This is a genomic window from Nostoc sp., from assembly GCF_036917395.1.
GTDB lineage: Bacteria > Cyanobacteriota > Cyanobacteriia > Cyanobacteriales > Nostocaceae > Nostoc.
Map to the genome: position 1 here is coordinate 39,609 of NZ_JBALDI010000086.1, position 16,947 is coordinate 56,555.

General features: G+C 41.0%; 16 protein-coding genes. 9 read left to right on the forward strand and 7 right to left on the reverse strand.

What is annotated here, in order from left to right; genetic code table 11:
* Nucleotides 1–42: 42 nt before the first annotated feature.
* The gene (locus tag V7K46_RS30810) at nucleotides 43–1,104 is read right to left on the reverse strand and encodes a glutathione S-transferase family protein (protein WP_335120074.1); all 1,062 of its coding nucleotides are present in this window, start codon (nucleotides 1,102–1,104) and stop codon (nucleotides 43–45) included.
* Here V7K46_RS30810 and V7K46_RS30815 point away from each other — a divergent pair.
* The 3 genes from V7K46_RS30815 to V7K46_RS30825 all read left to right on the forward strand — a co-directional run bounded on the left by V7K46_RS30815 (nucleotide 1,103) and on the right by V7K46_RS30825 (nucleotide 4,646).
* Nucleotides 1,103–1,309, forward strand: coding sequence for a hypothetical protein (locus V7K46_RS30815; protein WP_335120076.1), 207 nt, complete (start codon nucleotides 1,103–1,105; stop codon nucleotides 1,307–1,309). The two genes, V7K46_RS30810 and V7K46_RS30815, sit on opposite strands and share 2 nt — an antisense overlap.
* Nucleotides 1,310–1,825: 516 nt before the next feature.
* Nucleotides 1,826–3,310, forward strand: coding sequence for a galactose oxidase-like domain-containing protein (locus V7K46_RS30820; protein WP_335120078.1), 1,485 nt, complete (start codon nucleotides 1,826–1,828; stop codon nucleotides 3,308–3,310).
* Between the two features lie 214 nt (nucleotides 3,311–3,524).
* Complete coding sequence (locus V7K46_RS30825) at nucleotides 3,525–4,646, forward strand: hypothetical protein (protein WP_335120081.1); 1,122 nt, start codon at nucleotides 3,525–3,527, stop codon at nucleotides 4,644–4,646.
* 138 nt (nucleotides 4,647–4,784) lie between these two features.
* Here V7K46_RS30825 and rbsK read toward each other — a convergent pair whose 3' ends face one another.
* The 4 genes from rbsK to V7K46_RS30845 form a co-directional block, all read right to left on the reverse strand.
* Nucleotides 4,785–5,717 (reverse strand): ribokinase, encoded by a 933-nt coding sequence (gene rbsK / locus V7K46_RS30830; protein WP_335120083.1) that lies wholly within the window; start codon nucleotides 5,715–5,717, stop codon nucleotides 4,785–4,787.
* 157 nt (nucleotides 5,718–5,874) lie between these two features.
* Entirely contained in the window at nucleotides 5,875–6,417 is a 543-nt protein-coding gene (locus tag V7K46_RS30835) for a hypothetical protein (RefSeq protein ID WP_335120085.1), read from the reverse strand.
* 52 nt (nucleotides 6,418–6,469) lie between these two features.
* Nucleotides 6,470–6,742: a hypothetical protein gene (locus V7K46_RS30840; RefSeq protein ID WP_335120087.1), complete on the reverse strand. Its 273-nt coding sequence runs from the start codon at nucleotides 6,740–6,742 to the stop codon at nucleotides 6,470–6,472.
* 280 nt (nucleotides 6,743–7,022) lie between these two features.
* Nucleotides 7,023–7,745 carry a tetratricopeptide repeat protein gene (locus V7K46_RS30845; protein ID WP_335120089.1) on the reverse strand — a complete coding sequence of 241 codons (723 nt, stop codon included), beginning with the start codon at nucleotides 7,743–7,745 and terminating at the stop codon, nucleotides 7,023–7,025.
* 215 nt (nucleotides 7,746–7,960) lie between these two features.
* On the opposite strand from V7K46_RS30845, the gene V7K46_RS30850 reads away from it, so the two are divergent.
* The 3 genes from V7K46_RS30850 to V7K46_RS30860 are packed head-to-tail and all read left to right on the forward strand — an operon-like array spanning nucleotide 7,961 to nucleotide 9,803.
* A complete protein-coding gene (locus V7K46_RS30850) occupies nucleotides 7,961–8,722 on the forward strand; it encodes a TIGR04255 family protein (RefSeq protein ID WP_335120091.1) in 762 nt (253 codons plus the stop codon).
* Nucleotides 8,712–9,335 (forward strand): hypothetical protein, encoded by a 624-nt coding sequence (locus V7K46_RS30855; RefSeq protein ID WP_335120093.1) that lies wholly within the window; start codon nucleotides 8,712–8,714, stop codon nucleotides 9,333–9,335. The genes V7K46_RS30850 and V7K46_RS30855 overlap by 11 nt, the downstream gene beginning before the upstream one ends.
* A 9-nt stretch (nucleotides 9,336–9,344) precedes the next feature.
* The gene (locus V7K46_RS30860) at nucleotides 9,345–9,803 is read left to right on the forward strand and encodes a hypothetical protein (protein WP_335120095.1); all 459 of its coding nucleotides are present in this window, start codon (nucleotides 9,345–9,347) and stop codon (nucleotides 9,801–9,803) included.
* 207 nt (nucleotides 9,804–10,010) lie between these two features.
* On the opposite strand, the gene V7K46_RS30865 is transcribed toward V7K46_RS30860, so the two are convergent.
* Together V7K46_RS30865 and V7K46_RS30870 are read right to left on the reverse strand one after the other, a co-directional pair.
* Complete coding sequence (locus V7K46_RS30865; RefSeq protein WP_335120097.1) at nucleotides 10,011–11,318, reverse strand: Nramp family divalent metal transporter; 1,308 nt, start codon at nucleotides 11,316–11,318, stop codon at nucleotides 10,011–10,013.
* 255 nt (nucleotides 11,319–11,573) lie between these two features.
* Nucleotides 11,574–13,256 carry a SulP family inorganic anion transporter gene (locus V7K46_RS30870; RefSeq protein ID WP_335120099.1) on the reverse strand — a complete coding sequence of 561 codons (1,683 nt, stop codon included), beginning with the start codon at nucleotides 13,254–13,256 and terminating at the stop codon, nucleotides 11,574–11,576.
* A 452-nt stretch (nucleotides 13,257–13,708) separates the two neighbouring features.
* On the opposite strand from V7K46_RS30870, the gene V7K46_RS30875 reads away from it, so the two are divergent.
* From V7K46_RS30875 to V7K46_RS30885, 3 genes are read left to right on the forward strand one after another with little or no spacing between them, the layout of a single operon-like run.
* Complete coding sequence (locus tag V7K46_RS30875) at nucleotides 13,709–15,517, forward strand: ABC transporter ATP-binding protein (protein ID WP_335120101.1); 1,809 nt, start codon at nucleotides 13,709–13,711, stop codon at nucleotides 15,515–15,517.
* Nucleotides 15,518–15,555: 38 nt separating this feature from the next.
* A complete protein-coding gene (ccmS, locus tag V7K46_RS30880; RefSeq protein ID WP_335120103.1) occupies nucleotides 15,556–15,984 on the forward strand; it encodes a beta-carboxysome assembly chaperone CcmS in 429 nt (142 codons plus the stop codon).
* Between the two features lie 52 nt (nucleotides 15,985–16,036).
* On the forward strand, nucleotides 16,037–16,597 hold the full coding sequence (locus V7K46_RS30885) for a shikimate kinase (RefSeq protein WP_335120105.1): 561 nt from the start codon (nucleotides 16,037–16,039) through the stop codon (nucleotides 16,595–16,597).
* Nucleotides 16,598–16,947: the final 350 nt, after the last annotated feature.

A 16,947-nucleotide genomic window follows, 5' to 3' on the forward strand; every position in this document is an offset into this window, starting at 1 on the left:
AAACAGTGCTAAGTGGGAAGATTCATAAGTACTACTTCTTACTCAGCCCTCAGCCCTACTGAATTTGCCAATGCGATCGCGACCATGTGGTTGATCAAGATAAGACATATCAGGCCCATCAGGAATGATTCCGCCTGGATTGAGTGGGAATAGGTTCCCGTAGTAGTCCCGCTTCACACTCTCGACATCGCAGGTGTCAGCTACACCTGGAAGCTGATATAGATCACGTAAGTAAGCTCCAAGGTTCTGATAGTCTCGAATTCGCTGCCTATTGCACTTAAACAACCCATAGTAGGCACTATCAAACCGAAATAACGTCGTGAATAAACGCACATCTGCGAGTGTGAGATTGTCCCCACACAGATATCGATTATTCTGCAATGCTATGTCAATCTCATCGAGAGTTGCGAACAGTTCATTACAGGCTTGATTGTATGCTGACTGGGTTTGGGCAAAACCGCAGCGATACACACCGTTATTTACCGCGTGATAAATCTTTTCATTCCACCAGTCAATCTTTTCTTTGAGTGCTTCTGGGTAGAGATCGAGTGTGGGATTATTGGCAAACTCGTTAAACTGAGAGTTCAGCATGATGATAATCTCTGAACTCTCATTATTGACGATAGCTTTTGTTTGGTTATCCCATAAAATTGGAACTGTAGAACGTCCACTGTAACCAGGTTCTGCCAGCTGATAAAATTCAGCCAGTGTGCGACAACCTTCTTCTTCCTCGTTGAATATCCAACCGCCTTCAATGGGAGAAGGAGAGACGATACATATTGATATTACCGCTTCGAGTTTTTTGAGCGATCGCACTACTAAGGTTCGGTGCGCCCAAGGACAGCCCAGCCCAACATAGAGTTTGTAGCGTCCCTCTGCTGGTGGGTGCGGATTTCCCTCTTCTTTACCGATGAACTTCCGAAACTGGCTATGAGGACGAATATACGCTCCCGACTGATTGCTAGGAGCAAGCTTTGACATCATGATCTGCCACATAGTCGTCCAAACAAACTTTCCCAGCCAGATGCTCAGCTTGGGAGGGAGTGTCTTGCCCTTTTTCTTTGGGGGATTTTTCTCGTTATCCATTGGAGTTGAGTTGCTCATGGCAACAATCTTGCTTTGGCAGCGATTGACGTTACCACTGTTTCTCCTAAGTAGGTTTCCATGCTTACAACCCACTCTGAGTTTTACTACTTTACTTTACTACGCTTTCCCTATACTTTGTATCATGCTGATTGCGAAAAATTTCTCAGCTAATCGTCTCAAAGGAGCGATCGCAGCCAAAAGCGATCGCCACATCTCAAACTGAGTCTAAGCATTGCTTCCAAAAAACCTCCTTTCCCCAGTTTAATTCGTGTATCTACTGTAGTAAATTACCAATCAATTTAGTAAAGGTCTTAATGCGGATGTCGTGATCCTCTTAATTCTATAAAATTTATGTATAAAACTATACTGATAATAAATTTAAGATTATCAACCATTTATCAATAAGTAATAGTGTTTAAAACCTAGTCATAAATCGAGGTCGGAAACACAATTTTTAAGCCAGTGATGTGCAATGGCAGGCTGTTTGGTGTTTATGCATCGTATTTAAAAGCATCGTTCAGTCTTACCTCAAAAACCCAGTGAAGGCTTAATTAGATACTCGACAGCATGGATGATTAACAGTGTAATTACTATTAATTAAACGGATTTAACATTATCTTGTTATAAAACACATCACATCTTAATATTAAATAAGCCTAAAAAAGGATAAATATAATAGTGAAATTACTGAAATAAAGAACAAAAACATAGAACTTACGTAGGAATAATTGTAAATAAAGTGACTCAACCTAATAAAACTGACCTTCAAGAGAAAACGGATGTAGGGACTTTCATCGCTCAGGCTACTACCACAGACAAATGGCAAGTATTGTCGTACAGCGCTCCAATCCTACCTATGCATGCCGCTTTACTTCGCACTGGTAAAATATTCTTTTTCTGCGGTTCGGGTAATGATCCAGCTCGGTTAAATACTCCTTATGACAGTGTGGTTTGGGATGTGACTAAAGGAACCTTTTCCCGTCAAGCGCCTCCATTGGATGATAATAATCAACCTATTGACCTTTTTTGCGCTGGTCACTCCTTCCGTTCTGAGGGTCTGTTAATGGTTGCGGGTGGAACTCTGCGCTATGACCCATTTTGTGGTTCACCCTCTGCTCTAATGTTTGATCCCATTACCGAAAAATGGGTCAAGAAGCCATCAATGAATAATGGCCGGTGGTATCCTACTGTGTTAACACTTGGCAGTGGTCGGATCTTTGCACTGTCTGGACCGGATAAAGATGGCAAGCTCAACAGACAACCAGAAATTTATTCTGTTACATTTCCAAATGGTTGGAACGCTTTTCCAGCAACTAGTTCTATCGCAGAATACGCGAACTTATTTTTACTAAGTAATGGAAACATCTTTTATTCAGGTGCTCAGATGGGCGGCAACTATGGAGTAGCGCCAAGGATACTAACCGTGCCAGGAACATTTACGCAAAGCATGACAGAAAAAGTGGTGCCAGGACTGCAAAACCCAGATTACGGTAACCAAGCTACCAGTGTGCTTTTACCACCAGCACAAGACCAAAAAGTCATGATTATCGGTGGGGGTAATAATACTACAGCAACAAACAGGGTAAATATTGTAGATTTAAAAGCTACTAACCCAACTTACGTAGCAGCAAAGTCTCTAAACTATGCTCGGATGCATCTGAGCGCAGTTTTGTTGCCCGATCGCACAGTGTTTGTTTGCAATGGCAGCAAAATGAGTGAAGACACAAAACAATCAATGCTGCCAGCAGAAATCTACAATCCAGCCACAAATACTTGGACAGTAGTAGCTAAACAAAATGTCCCCCGCGTATATCACTCAGTGGCCTTGCTTCTGCCAGATGGTAGGGTAGCCACAGCTGGAGGTAACCCCGCGCGGACTGTCAATGAACTGCGATTAGAAATTTACAGTCCTGCGTATATGTCGCGGTCACGACCAATCATTCAGAGCGCTCCTCAAACATTGAGCTACGGGCTGCAATTTACAATTCAGACACCCCAGGCTGGGAATATTAAATGGGTTAGTCTAATTAGACCAATGGCAACCACTCATTCCTGCGATACAGAACAAAGGTTAGTGGATCTACCGATTAATTCTCGGAACGCGACTTCTCTCAATGTCACGGTAACAAACAATCGAAATATAGCGCCACCAGGCTGGTACATGCTTTTTATTAGTGACAATAATGGAACACCATCAGTAGCAACCTGGACGCGATTATTTTAGCATTAGAGGATATTTTAAAAGGGTCTTTTGCTCTCCTAGTTAGCACAGCAAGGTATCTCAGTACATGGCGAAAAGCTTGATTTATCATCGAAGTTAACCCAAGTGAGAACAGCAAAATTATAGCTTTTAGGACTTTTAAAATATCCTCTTAGACGTTAATGTTCAATACACTGCATTTTACTCAATAAAAGTCATTAATTCTAGGAGTAGAAATATGAATTACAAGGTATCACGTCGAAAGTTTGGCCAGTTGGCACTTGCTGGAACTATAGTATCTGGACTTAGTTATATAACTAACAAAGCCTTGGCGCAAACACCAAGTTTTAAAATTATAGGTATAGGTTCTGGCTCTATCATCAGCACTGACCAAACGGCTATTCCAGAGGTAAACACCACTGAATTAGACAGCACTGCCTCAGACAATGTAGTCACAGATATTAAGCCTGTAGGGCAAGGACTAGTTTTGGAATCCTTTGGTTTGCAATCCTCAAATACAGGAAAGGTTCAGCTTGTAAGTCCACTAGTCTCTCAGATACTTGCCCAGCACGGTACAGCTTTAGTAAAGTCTAATGATGCATTGAATGTCTTCACTTCTTTAAGCGATGGCACACTTACCGATCGCATTACAGATTTGACTAACAAGATAGTGAGTGGCATCACTCCTTCAAGTAATGGCACAGTTAGCGATCGCGTTAAACCTTTAGTAGAGGCTAACGAGACATTGAGTGGCTTCACTTCTTTAAGCGATGGCACACTTGTTGTAGCCGTTACTCCTGTTAGCGCTAGTAAGAGAGAGAAGACACCTACTCGCATTACATTTTTGAGTACGCCAGTAAAAACTTTGATAGTTTCAGGACTTAAACAGACTCAACAGCTTGGGAGCTTGGTAGGCACTAATGATGGGCGACTCCTCGGTCTAGTAAATAAGAAGAACGGTACACCGCCGATCAAATTGGTAGATATTGACCTTGAAACAGGAGAGATCAGTGTTATTAGTAAAGTAAAATTACCGAACGATGAGCGAGTCAGCAATCTAGCTGAATCCCCAGATGGAAAACTCTATACGTCCTTAGTTGGATCAGGTGGTGAAACAACTCTGGTGCAGCTAGATTCAAATCAAAAAAATCCGATCAGACTGGCACAATTGAAACTTAATGGTAAAGTATGGAATAATGGCTTACAAAGCTTAGTTTGCTCTGCAACAGGTCAACTCATCGCTTTTGGAGCGCTGAGGTATGAGACACCTAATGTTGTGTATAGCGTAGATAAGAACAGTGGAAACATGACTCGGCTACAAGACTTTGACGCTGCTCAGATTACGCTTGCTCGTGGATAGAAAGGATTGAGCCGATATCTAGCAAAAAAGTGCCAAGCCCTCATCTTGCCTTGAGGGCTTTTTATTGGCATTGATTGGTACATCTTATTATTAAGAATATTTTGAGTATTTTAATTAATTGACAAAAGGCGCTTTCTTCTAACTTCTTACAGATGCCCTTTCCTTAAGAAACGCATCAAATGTAAACCTATCCGGTAGCGAAGTTTGTGCGCCTGGTTTTGTTGTCGCCAAAGCACCTGTTGCTGCACCCCAAACAACTGCCTGATGTAAAGAAAGTCCTTCAAAAAGTGCTGCCGTTAAGCCGCCATTAAAAGCATCGCCAGCAGCTACTGTGTCAATCGCATGAACTGGAAACGCTGGTACAAAAAACTTTTCCTCAGCAGTGGCACAAAAAACACCTTTAGCACCCAGTTTAACGATCGCACATTTCACACCCCGTTGTAATAAAACTCCAGCTGCTTTGGCTGCAAGTTCTTCTCCATCCACAGGAAAACCGACTAACTGCGCGGCTTCAACTTCATTTGGTGTAATAATGTCCACCAACGGGTAAAGTTCATCTGGGAAATCAGATTGTGCGGGTGCAGGGTCGAGAATTACGGTTATTTTAGTTTTTCTTGCGGCTTTAGCGGCTGCAATCACGGCAGTAATCGGAATTTCTAATTGTAAAAGCAGTGCTGTAGCTTCTGGTAATAAATGGGACAATCGTTCTACATCTTCTTGATTGACACACCCATTTGCACCAGGAATTACAATAATTTGATTTTCACCAGCATGATTTACGGCAATGATGGCAACTCCAGAACTAACAGTCTTATCCACGAAAATATTGTCAATCTGCACACCAGATGCTTGCAAATTGTTGACAAGTTCCACACCAAAACTGTCTGCACCTACACGCCCCACCATTTGGGTAGGAATTCCCAATCTTGCTAATGCTACGGCTTGATTGGCTCCTTTACCTCCTGAAACTTGAAAAAAGTCTTCTCCTAGCAACGTTTCTCCTGCGACTGGCAACCGGGGTGCTGTTGCTACCAAGTCTATATTTATGCTGCCGAAGATGATAATGCTCATAATGCTTATTTTTGTTGATTTTAAAGTCATTTAGCCTAATATTACAGTCAGCGATCGCAACTGTTGTTTTGCCAATGGTAGAGGTCGAATCTTTGCGATCCCATTTTTTGATTTTGATGTGAACATTATTTGGTATGAAACTAAAAAAACAATCTTGTTACAAGTTACTTTCTTGCTCTAGACAAATGAATGGTTCTAACAAATCATATTCTTTCCAATTGTCAATATCAATCATTATGCCGTCTAAAAATTTCTGCTCTTTTCGCAACCAACCTCCAAGCTCGAAGAAGACGATTAGCGGTTCGTAGGGATCGGGGAGATTAAACTGACTAACCTCTCTTTGGTTTTTAACACCTGACCAACGTACATACCAAAGAGATGCAATAGTAGTGTAAATGTTCACACGTTCTTGCAGAAACACAGTAATTTCTGCAAGAACGGATTCGGAAATTTCCTGCTCACTAAATATTTCGATCATAACTGGTTCGGAAATTTCCCACTCGCCAAATATTTCATCAACTATGCTGATAAATGGCCATTTCTGAGTCGCATTTAAAGCTTTACCCCAGAGAGCCATCCGACGCAGCCATTCACGCACCAGAAGCTTACAAGTTTCTTGATTGTAATCATATGAATCGTTAAACCACTTTACTTGCTTAAGCCGTTGAATAGCTTTATTAATTTCGTTTTCACTATCCATATCTAATTACTTCTATCTTTTATGCGGCATCTTAGTTTTCTTCAAAATTGCTTTAATCTAATATATCTACATCTTCCAATATTGGGTATTTCTGAGATTTCCAATGTGCAAATGGTGATTTAGCATAGTCTGCATGAGGTGCAAGTTCATGAACTCCTGGATTTTGCGGAGTGCCTTTATAAGGAAGACCATTTTTCATTAAAGCTAGCTCAACATACTCGTGTGCAACAATTCGCTTAAATCCTGCAAGCTCGTTGCCATGTAATTCTTGGTTACCAGCTTTTACCCATAGTTGTGAAATTGTTGGATCTGCTTCAAAACGCATTATTCCATCTGGAGTAACATGTTCTTATAAGAATAAATGCGTCCTGACAGACTCGATTATATTTACTGGTATACCAGTATTAGAACTGATGTTATTTACATCCTGTTGATGATTAAGCTCTCTTTATAACTTTATCTTGGAAGCTCTATTCTATGCAGCTTCATATTAAATTGGTATTACTCAGTTAAATCTAAATCACTCTGAGCATTTAAATTTATCTGAACCTGATTTGCAAGGAAAGCGGGTTTCTTAACGCTTCTATATTACCCTGAACAAATTACTAACGCTGAACTTGCTGAATCAGGGCTTGTGTTTGTTGATAAGCTTGGGTATCACCTTTTTTAAGAAATAATCTTGCAGCTTCTTGAAGGTCTGTGATCGCACTCTTACTATCTCCTAAAGCATATTTTGCCAGTCCTCGATTGCCGTAAGCATCAGCTAGGTTGGGATTTATTTTTAGTGCTTGGTTAAAGTTTGCGTTAGCGAAGCTGTCCGAAGGAATCACTTGTTGATGATTTCCCTGTCTAAAATGGGCTAGTCCTAGATTGTAATAACCATCTTGTGAGGTTGGATCAATTTTCACTGTCTGATTAAAGTCGGCAATGGCTTTCTGAAAATCTCCTAGTTCTACATGAGAGATTCCCCGACCATTATAAGCATCTATATGGTTGGGATTTAAACGCAGCGCTAGGTTAAAGTCAGTAATTGCTGCACTGAAGTCTTTTAATTGAGATTTAGCCAAACCTCGAAGGCAAAAACCTTCATAGAATCGTGGATTCAGCCGCACTACAGAGTCAAAATCTGCGTAGACGCGTAGCGGCTTGTCGTCAGACATCGCTCCTTTGAAGTTGCCTTGCTCAAGCTTTTGCACCCCTTGGTTATAGTAATCTTGAAAGTTCGCCCGATTCAGAGGTATTTGTGCTTCTTGTGCATAAACAGCAGGCATTACACTCAGTACACTCGTTATTCCCAAGAGGGCTATTGTTCGCTTGATATGGTTCATGGCTTTACCCCTTCATAACTTGCAGCACAACATTGGATTGCTAAGGAATCTGTTCAATCTGTTCCTTCACTCTAACAATTGGGCATTGAGGAGCGTGAAAAACTTTTTATAAGGACAGACTTAGATATCTTAAGATTAGTAAACAAGAATCGTTATTTTTAGTCTTAAATTTGTAGCTTAGTAAAACGTGAGGTTATACCGCACTTGAGTAATTTATGACACGCCGTCAGTATTTTAATCCACCAATAGAAGAGGCGGTCTGTGAGTTTCGCTTTGCTCCTGGACAAGTATGGAATTTTACAGTGCCAGGCTTGTTCTATGAAAAAATAAGAGATTTATACACAGGTGAGCCACGCGAGCAAAACTCAATAGCAACGGAATTTAAATTTTCGCGGATGCAGGCTGTAAACCCTGAAGTTACGGTAACACAAGACTTGCCCAAGTTTTTGTTTCCTTCCGCCGATGGCACAAAATTAGTAGGCGTTGGGCCCAATCTACTGAGCATCCATAGCCTTCGCCCTTATGAAGGCTGGGATGAATTTAGTAAGAGAATCGAGCAGGCACTTCAATTGTATTTAGAAGTTGTTAAACCTGTTGGCATAACCCGTATTTCTCTTCGCTACATAAATCGAATAGTTATTTCATCTCCCGATCAGGCAATTGACCTTAGTGATTATGTCAATATATATCCTCAGTTACCGGATAGCGTTCCAAGTCACATCTCAGAATTTGTGACGCGAACTGAATTAATTTATGAAGATATTCCAGCTAGATTAGCAATAACCTTATCGGATTCCGAACCGCAACCTGGAGAAGTTGTATTTATACTTGATTTGGACATTTCTCAAGCCTGGGTAGAAAAGCCTCTATCTTTTGAGGAAGTACTTTCTAATTTACATGAATTAAAGAGTAGAGAAGGACAAGTCTTTGAGAGTTTGATTACCGATCGCACAAGGGAGTTATTCGATGTCAAGTAAAGCCGCCTATTACATAAAAGACGATCGTCGCAATTCCGAGACAACAGCGCTATCTCAGATACGCGGCAAATTAACCCTACTTCCGCTTTCTCAATCAGCAGAAGGCTTACAAAGTGCATCGGTTGGACAAAACTCCAATCTTGTTATTCTTGCGACAGACAGAACATCAACCGTGGGGAGTTGGAAATATCGGTCTAAGATAGCTGCTTCTTCAGTTCAAAGGGTCCAAGCTATCTCTGAGCAATCTGATAATTATGCAGTCCTGGAACTTTCAAGCTGGAGCTATTCACCAGCTCACAAAACTCACGGAAGAATTGCTGAACTTGGATCTGACAATGAAACTTATAAATACGCCATAGAATGGTTGAAGCAACTACGCACGATTGTTGCTGCTAATCAAATGTGGTGGGGTGAACCACTGGTAAATCTGAGCTTTGACTCAGAAATAGTTTTTGAATGGTGGCACGAAACCAAAAAGTTAACTGTTTATATTCTGGGAAATACCGCAGAGTACATCAAAGTTTGGGGGACTGACATTGACAATGAAATGGAAGACGGCACGTCTTCATCACTTGCTGAACTTACGGCTCTCTGGAAATGGCTAGTTTCATAGAGGTTTGCAGTGAGCGATGTGGTTACAGATGATGAGCTATTGTATCGGTGCATTTTCCGTGGATTAGACAAATATTACCGTATTGGGGAATCTGGATTAGAACTTAGCTCACAAGCGTTTACAGATAGAAATCAAGCTCCTTCTGTTAACAGAGCAAAGCTTTGTGGTTATGACCCGCAATGCACACAGAAAAACCAAGATGATGGTGTCGTGAGTCTAATTACTGGCGAAGTTCGGATGATAAATATTTCTCAAAACGATCAAAAAGGAAAACCGCTTTTTGATTACAAGATTGATGTTTGTCCAAGGGCAACTGATGACAATCCATCTCACGCACAAATTGAGCCATCTCCTGATTACACTAACAGAAATGTTTTTAGGAAAGTTGCAGAAAAGCTGGCACGGCTTGCAAGTGAGAGAATTAAGAAACAGGATTGGGAGATTAAGCCACAGGAATTACGAACTTAGACGATGACGTATCACCTCAGTGTGCCTAAATACGGGAATTAAAAACTGTATCACTTTCAAAGAAGCATAATGCCTTAAGATAAAATGTTGTGGACGATAGGTCATTTTTAATGAGTAGCATTTGAGTAGCGCAATTGCAATGCCTGATCAGCCCAATTCTATAAGTGCGATCGCTAAAAATTCATCTTAACTGGGAACTTGGAACAGTCATCCCAAAATACTTTGTAATAGCAACCAAACATTTAAGCCAACGATCACAATAGCAACTAACCAGGCTAAAGATTTTAACCACAAGGGATTCACAAACTCACCCATCAAGCGGCGATTACTTGTAAATATCACCAATGGAATCACTGCAAATGGTAACTGTAAGCTGAGGATAACTTGACTGAGAACTATGAGCCTACTTGTACTCTTTTCACCAAAAAGAACGATTGTAATTAACGCTGGAATGATGGCAAGCAGACGGGTTATTAAACGGCGTAACCAAGAGGGAAAGCGAAATTGCAAAAAGCCTTCCATAACAATTTGTCCTGCCAGAGTTGCAGTCAGCGTTGAACTTTGCCCAGAAGCAAGTAAAGCGATGCCAAAAATAGCACTGGCAGCACTAACTCCTAATAATGGTGAAAGTAATTTATAAGCACCTTGAATTTCTGCCACATTCCGATTACCAGAAAAATGAAATGTTGCAGCAGACACAATTAAAATCGCTGAGTTGATAAATAGTGCTAATGACAAAGCAAAAGTTGAATCAATTGTGCCAAACTTAATTGCTTCCCATCTTTTTTCAGTATTAGGTTGCCAATCACGAGTTTGCACAATTGAGGAGTGTAAATATAAGTTGTGAGGCATTACTGTTGCCCCTAAAATGCCGATAGCAATGTAGAGCATTTCTGGATTCCGTAAAATCTCTCTTTTGGGCAGATATCCCAACAAAATTCCCCCCAAATCAGGGCGGGAAAACAGAATTTCTGCTGCAAAACAGATGCCTACTGTTGCTACCAGCATTATTACCAGGGCTTCTGTGTAGCGAAAGCCTTTATGTTGCAGAACTAGCAATACCAGGACATCCAGCGCTGTGATGCAAACACCCCATATCAAGGGAATACCGAATAAAAGTTGCAGTGCGATCGCACTTCCCAATAGTTCTGCTAAGTCACAAGCGGCGATCGCAATCTCACACAGTACCCACAAACAAAAGCTTACCCTTCGGCTGAAATAGTCCCGACAAGCCTGTGCCAAATCTCGCCCTGTAGCAACTCCCAAACGTACACACAAAGATTGCAGTAATATCGCCATCAAGCTTGACAGCAGGATAACTGTTAACAGAGTGTACCCAAACTTTGACCCCCCAGCAATGTCTGTTGCCCAATTTCCAGGGTCAATGTATCCGACTGAAACCAGATACCCTGGTCCTGCATAAGCAAACATCTTGCGCCAAAAGCCGCTGCTGTTAGGGACTCTAATACTGCGGTGAACCTCTGGTAAGCTAGGTTTGTTTTCTGGGGGAGTCATTTACTTTGCCGTTAAATCTTCTCATATTTTTTTCATAATCTCCTAAAATATAGAATAAACATCAACCTTTAGGCAAGTATGGATGTTGTAGTACCTCAGTAGATTATTATCAGTACTCCTAACAGCACAATGTGTGAGCCTAACGGTTCTGATTGGGTAATCTAATCACACACCCTAATCTAAAAACGATAATAAGTATTAGGTTTTAGTTATGATTACAGGTATCTATTTTGCTATTTTGATGGGAAAATATTGTCATTCATTTAATTCCATCAATTCTTTGGTTTTCAAATCAGTTGCGACAGGTTGAGAACATCCTTCAATCTGAGGAGAGATAGAGCAAATTGCATCTGTCGTTGTTTCAAAACAATTTGATAACCCAATTGTTTTTAACAATCCTGAACGTTCTAGTAGTTGTTTGACTTCGAGTTGTAAACCTGTGAGAATTAAGCGGCAATTGTGCCGTTCCAAGTCGTGGTAAATATCCTCTAAGGCTACTAACCCAGTTGTGTCCATATTTGGCACAAACCGCAACCTTAGAATTAAATACTTCACTTCCGGTTGATGGCGGACGAAGGTAACAAACCGTTCAGCAGCACCAAAAAATAGAGGGCCATCTACCCGATAAACGGCAATTTCCTTACCTAATTCCAGAGGAGTACCAGGGGGAAATACTTCGGTTTCAGGTATTTTGACTAGGCTCAATTCACTCATCCGTTTGATGAATAAGACTGCGGCTGCAATCAATCCCACTTCTACAGCCAGAACTAAGTCAAACAAGATTGTTACTAGCCAGGTGAGAATCATCACAGCAAAGTCGGAGTAGGTAGCATGTATTAATAAACCAATGGCTTTCCATTCAATCATCCGCGTGCTAACCACTATCAGAATACCAGCAAGTGCTGCTAAAGGAATCTGTGCTGCTAGGGGTGCTAAAGTTAAAATAAAAATGGCTAAGGCAACGCCGTGAATTACCCCAGATAGTCGGGTTTTAGCGCCAGAACGGACATTGATAACAGTCCGAGCGATCGCACCTGTTGCGGGGATGCCACCAAAAAATGGCACAATGATATTTGCCAATCCTTGACCAATTAATTCGCGATCGCTATTGTGTTTTTCGCTCACCGTCATCCCATCAGCCACTACCGCCGATAGCAACGATTCAATACTTCCCAGTGCTGCTAAAGCCAAAGCCGGATTAATCAGTTCCCGAATCAACCTAAAATTATTCCAGTGGGGAATACCGTGGGGCATCGGTAAAGATTGCGGAATGCTGCCAATTGTGGGTACAGCCAGATGGAAATAAGCAGCGATCGCTGTTGCCAACACCAACCCCATTAAAGAACCTGGTATTGTAGAATTAATCTTGGGCCACAAAACCGTGGTTGCAATCACTACCATTGCCAACCCAACAGCAGCCCAGTTTAAAACTTCTACATGACTTAGACTTTGCCAAACTCCTGGCAGAAAATGTTCACTACGCGGTAGTTGTAAACCAAAAAAATTATTTAATTGACCACAAAATATAATCACGGCAGTACCATTGGTAAAGCCTGCCGTCACTGGATAGGGAATAAACTTCACTAGCTGTCCCAGTTTGGCAACCCCCAAGGCAATCTGGATAATCCCAGCCATCACCCCAGCAATCCAAACTTTCTCAATGCCGTACTTGGCGACAATTCCCACCAAAATCACAGCCATTGCACCTGTTGGGCCTGTAATCTGGACTGAGGAACCACCAAAAATTGCTGCTACAATTCCCGCCACAATAGCCGTATAAAGTCCAGCTTTTGGTTCTACTCCACTTGCCACTGCAAAAGCTAAAGCCAAAGGCAAGGCTACCACTGCTGCTGTCAGTCCTCCTGTCAAATCGCCACGCAGTCCACTAAATAAGCTACCTAGACGCTGTGGTTCTTGGAGGATATCAGATATTGCCATATTCCATTTCAACTCTCATAGACAATTTGTTGATACACAGATAGATGTCATATGATATCCGGGCAATTAAGCATAATACCCGCAACCTCAAAGAGCCTGGAGGGAAAAGCTCCTTTATTATAGACATCTCTAAAAAAAGCCAAAATTATATTGTTATTAATTTGTATCGTGCTGTCTTGAAGAATCCGCCCATTTGGATTTTAGATGAAGCTATTTTGGCAGTGGTTAATGAGAGGATGTTTTAAAAGTCCCGGAAGGTATAATTTTGCTGTTCTTCACTGGATTAAGTGCGACGAAAAATTAAGGTTTTAGTTATGTACTGAGATACTTCGCTGTGCTAACTATGAGAGCAAAAGACTTTTTTAAAACATCCACTAAGTCTTTAATCTTCCGACTCAGCACTTAGGACTTTGTTCTGTGTTAATATCAATTGCACGAAACCGCAAAAAGCCGTGGCTACTGTATTAAAATCTCATCGGGTATCAAGAAAGCGTAAACATTCAAAGTATCCTCTCCAGCGTTTGCTTGAGTATGGACACCAGTATCGTAAACAAATTTGGCTGGCAACTACTTATTCTATCCTCAATAAATTTTTCGACTTGGCACCACCCGGCTTAATTGGCGTCGCCGTGGATGTGGTAGTCAAGCAGCAGGATTCGATAATTGCCCAGTTAGGGGTACGCGATGTCTTTCAACAATTTTTGATTATTTCCTTCCTCACTGTGATTATTTGGATACTAGAATCTGTTTTTGAGTACGCCTACGCTCGACTTTGGCGGAATTTGGCTCAGAATATTCAGCATGACTTGCGTTTGGATGCATACAAACATTTGCAAGAGTTGGAATTGGCTTATTTTGAAGAACGCAGCACTGGCGGTTTAATGTCTATCCTCAGTGATGATATTAACCAATTAGAGCGGTTTTTGGATGGGGGAGCAAATGATATTATCCAAGTTTCCGCAACTGTTATAATTATTGGCGCTGCTTTTTTCATTTTGGCTCCTGATGTGGCGTGGATGGCTTTGTCACCAATGCCATTTATCCTTTGGGGTTCCTTTGCCTACCAACGACTACTTGCACCTCGCTACGCTGATGTCCGGGAAAAGGTAGGTTTCCTAAATTCGCGTTTGTCAAACAATATCAGCGGAATTACTACTATTAAAAGTTTCACAGCCGAAACTTATGAAGCCTCTCGTTTGGAATTAGATAGTGACGCTTATCGCCGCAGTAATAGCAAGGCAATTATTCTTTCTGCTGCTTTTGTACCGTTAATTCGGATGCTGATTTTGGTGGGGTTCACGGCATTACTGTTGTATGGCGGGATGGCAGCAGTTTCTGGAAGAATGTCTGTAGGTACTTACAGCGTACTAGTATTTTTAATCCAGCGCTTGCTGTGGCCTTTAACAAGATTAGGCGAAACTTTTGACCAATATCAAAGGGCAATGGCTTCTACTAATCGAGTCATGAATTTGTTAGATACTCCCATCACTATTCATACAGGTGATGTAACGTTACCTGTGGATAACGTGCGCGGTGAAGTACAATTTAAAAATGTTTATTTTGCCTATAAAGATAGATTTCCAGTTATTAAAAATCTGTCTTTGGATATTCCGGCGGGGAAAACCATTGCAATTGTCGGTTCAACGGGTTCTGGGAAAAGCACTTTAGTCAAACTTTTGTTGCGGTTATACGAAGTGCAAACTGGAAGCATTACTCTCGATGGCATTGACTTGCAAAGTTTAAATTTACAAGATTTACGCCGCTGTATCGGTTTGGTGAGTCAAGATGTCTTTCTATTTCATGGCACTATAGCAGAGAATATTGCTTATGGCAGCTTTGAGACTACAGAGCAAGAAATCATCACGGCGGCGAAGATAGCCGAGGCGCACGAATTTATTATTAACCTGCCCCAAGGTTATGAGACAATTGTGGGGGAAAGAGGACAAAAGTTATCTGGTGGACAAAGACAACGGATTGCGATCGCCCGCGCAGTCTTGAAGAATCCCCCGATTCTGATTTTAGATGAAGCCACCTCAGCAGTGGATAATGAGACAGAAGCGGCAATCCAGCGATCGCTCGAACGGATTACAGTCGATAGAACTACAATTGCGATCGCTCATCGTCTTTCAACTATCCGCAATGCTGATTGCATTTATGTTATGGAACATGGGAAATTAGTAGAGTCGGGAACCCATGAGCAATTGCTGGAGAAAGACGGTATTTATTCCGGCCTCTGGCGTGTACAGTCAGGTTTAAGATAAGTTTCGCCTATTGTCTGTGTCTTCATTACGAATTATTTATGTTTTTTGGTAATAGTCAACCAGAATCAGGTGATACTAAGTGGCGTCGCCAGTTGGATAAGTTTGTCAAAGCAAATCAGCAAGAATTGGCAGCGCTGTTTTGGGGATTATGGTTAGCAAATGGTGACAGTCAGGGTACTGTTGGTATTGATTTGCAACCAACGCCGCATTTTGTTTATTGTCCGAAAGAGCAGATAGAGAATTTAAATAATAAGGTTGATAATCGACTTCAAGAAATTTTGGGAATTGTCGAGAATCACAAGCCGGAAATGGAAGTTGTGATGATTGGGATTGGGAAGGGTGAAATTAAGTTAATTCAGTTTGTACCGGAACCAGCACCACCGATTTGTTTTGAGCAAGCTGGGAAGGATGTAGATGGGTTATTGGATGTGCTGGAACAACGGATGAGTGAAGAGTTGAAGTTATAACTAAGCCTTATTTATTTGAGCAGAGTTGTTTTTAATCTTCAGGCTTTTTAAAATGACTCGTAAGATTTTAGATATTATTCTTATTGGGCCAATTAGTACAGGTAAAAGCACCCTTGGAAGACTCCTTGCTCAAAAGTTAGGGATTCCACAGTGTTCTATGGACGATGTACGACTAGATTATTATAAGGAAATAAATTATGATGAGCAGTTGGCAAAGCAAATAAGAGAAAAAGAAGGATTTCAAGGTATTTATCGTTATTGGAAACCCTTTGAAGCCTACGCGGTTGAAAGAGTACTTTCGGAATATAGTAGTTGTATTATTGATTTTGGTGCAGGCCATTCTGTTTATGAAGATGACGAACTTTTCAGACGGGTGCAACAAGTTTTAGAGCCATATATAAATGTTGTGTTGATTCTTCCTTCTCCCGATTTAGAAGAATCTATCCAAATACTTAACGAACGCAATGGTGGGATTGTCAGTAATGGGTTTGATTTGAACAAATATTTTGTTAAGCATCATTCAAATTATGACTTAGCAAAGTTCGTTGTTTATACAAAAGGGAAATCGCCTGAAGAAGCACGTGACAAGATACTTAAAATTGTAAAAATTTAAAACTGATTACTTGTTATCTAATTTTAAGTGTATCTTCTAGCTGGGTCTAATGCAGCGATCACAATTGAATTACACACAGCAATTTTTCCTAAATCCATGATTGCGAAAAAATTTATTTCTTCGCTCAATGTTGTTTCTATGGTTTGGACTAACGAGGCGATCGCAGTTTCATCACCAACTGGTATTTCCCCAAGATTTTGACTTATCTGACAAAATGTTTGTTTATTTTCAACTATTGGTGTAAGTAGTGTTAAGGTTGCGATCGCACTTTTAGCGGTAAGTGCCTTGATTTAGATTGCTGCGATCATGGTTAAAGAAATACTGCCAATTATGCATTGCCTCCTACCCAC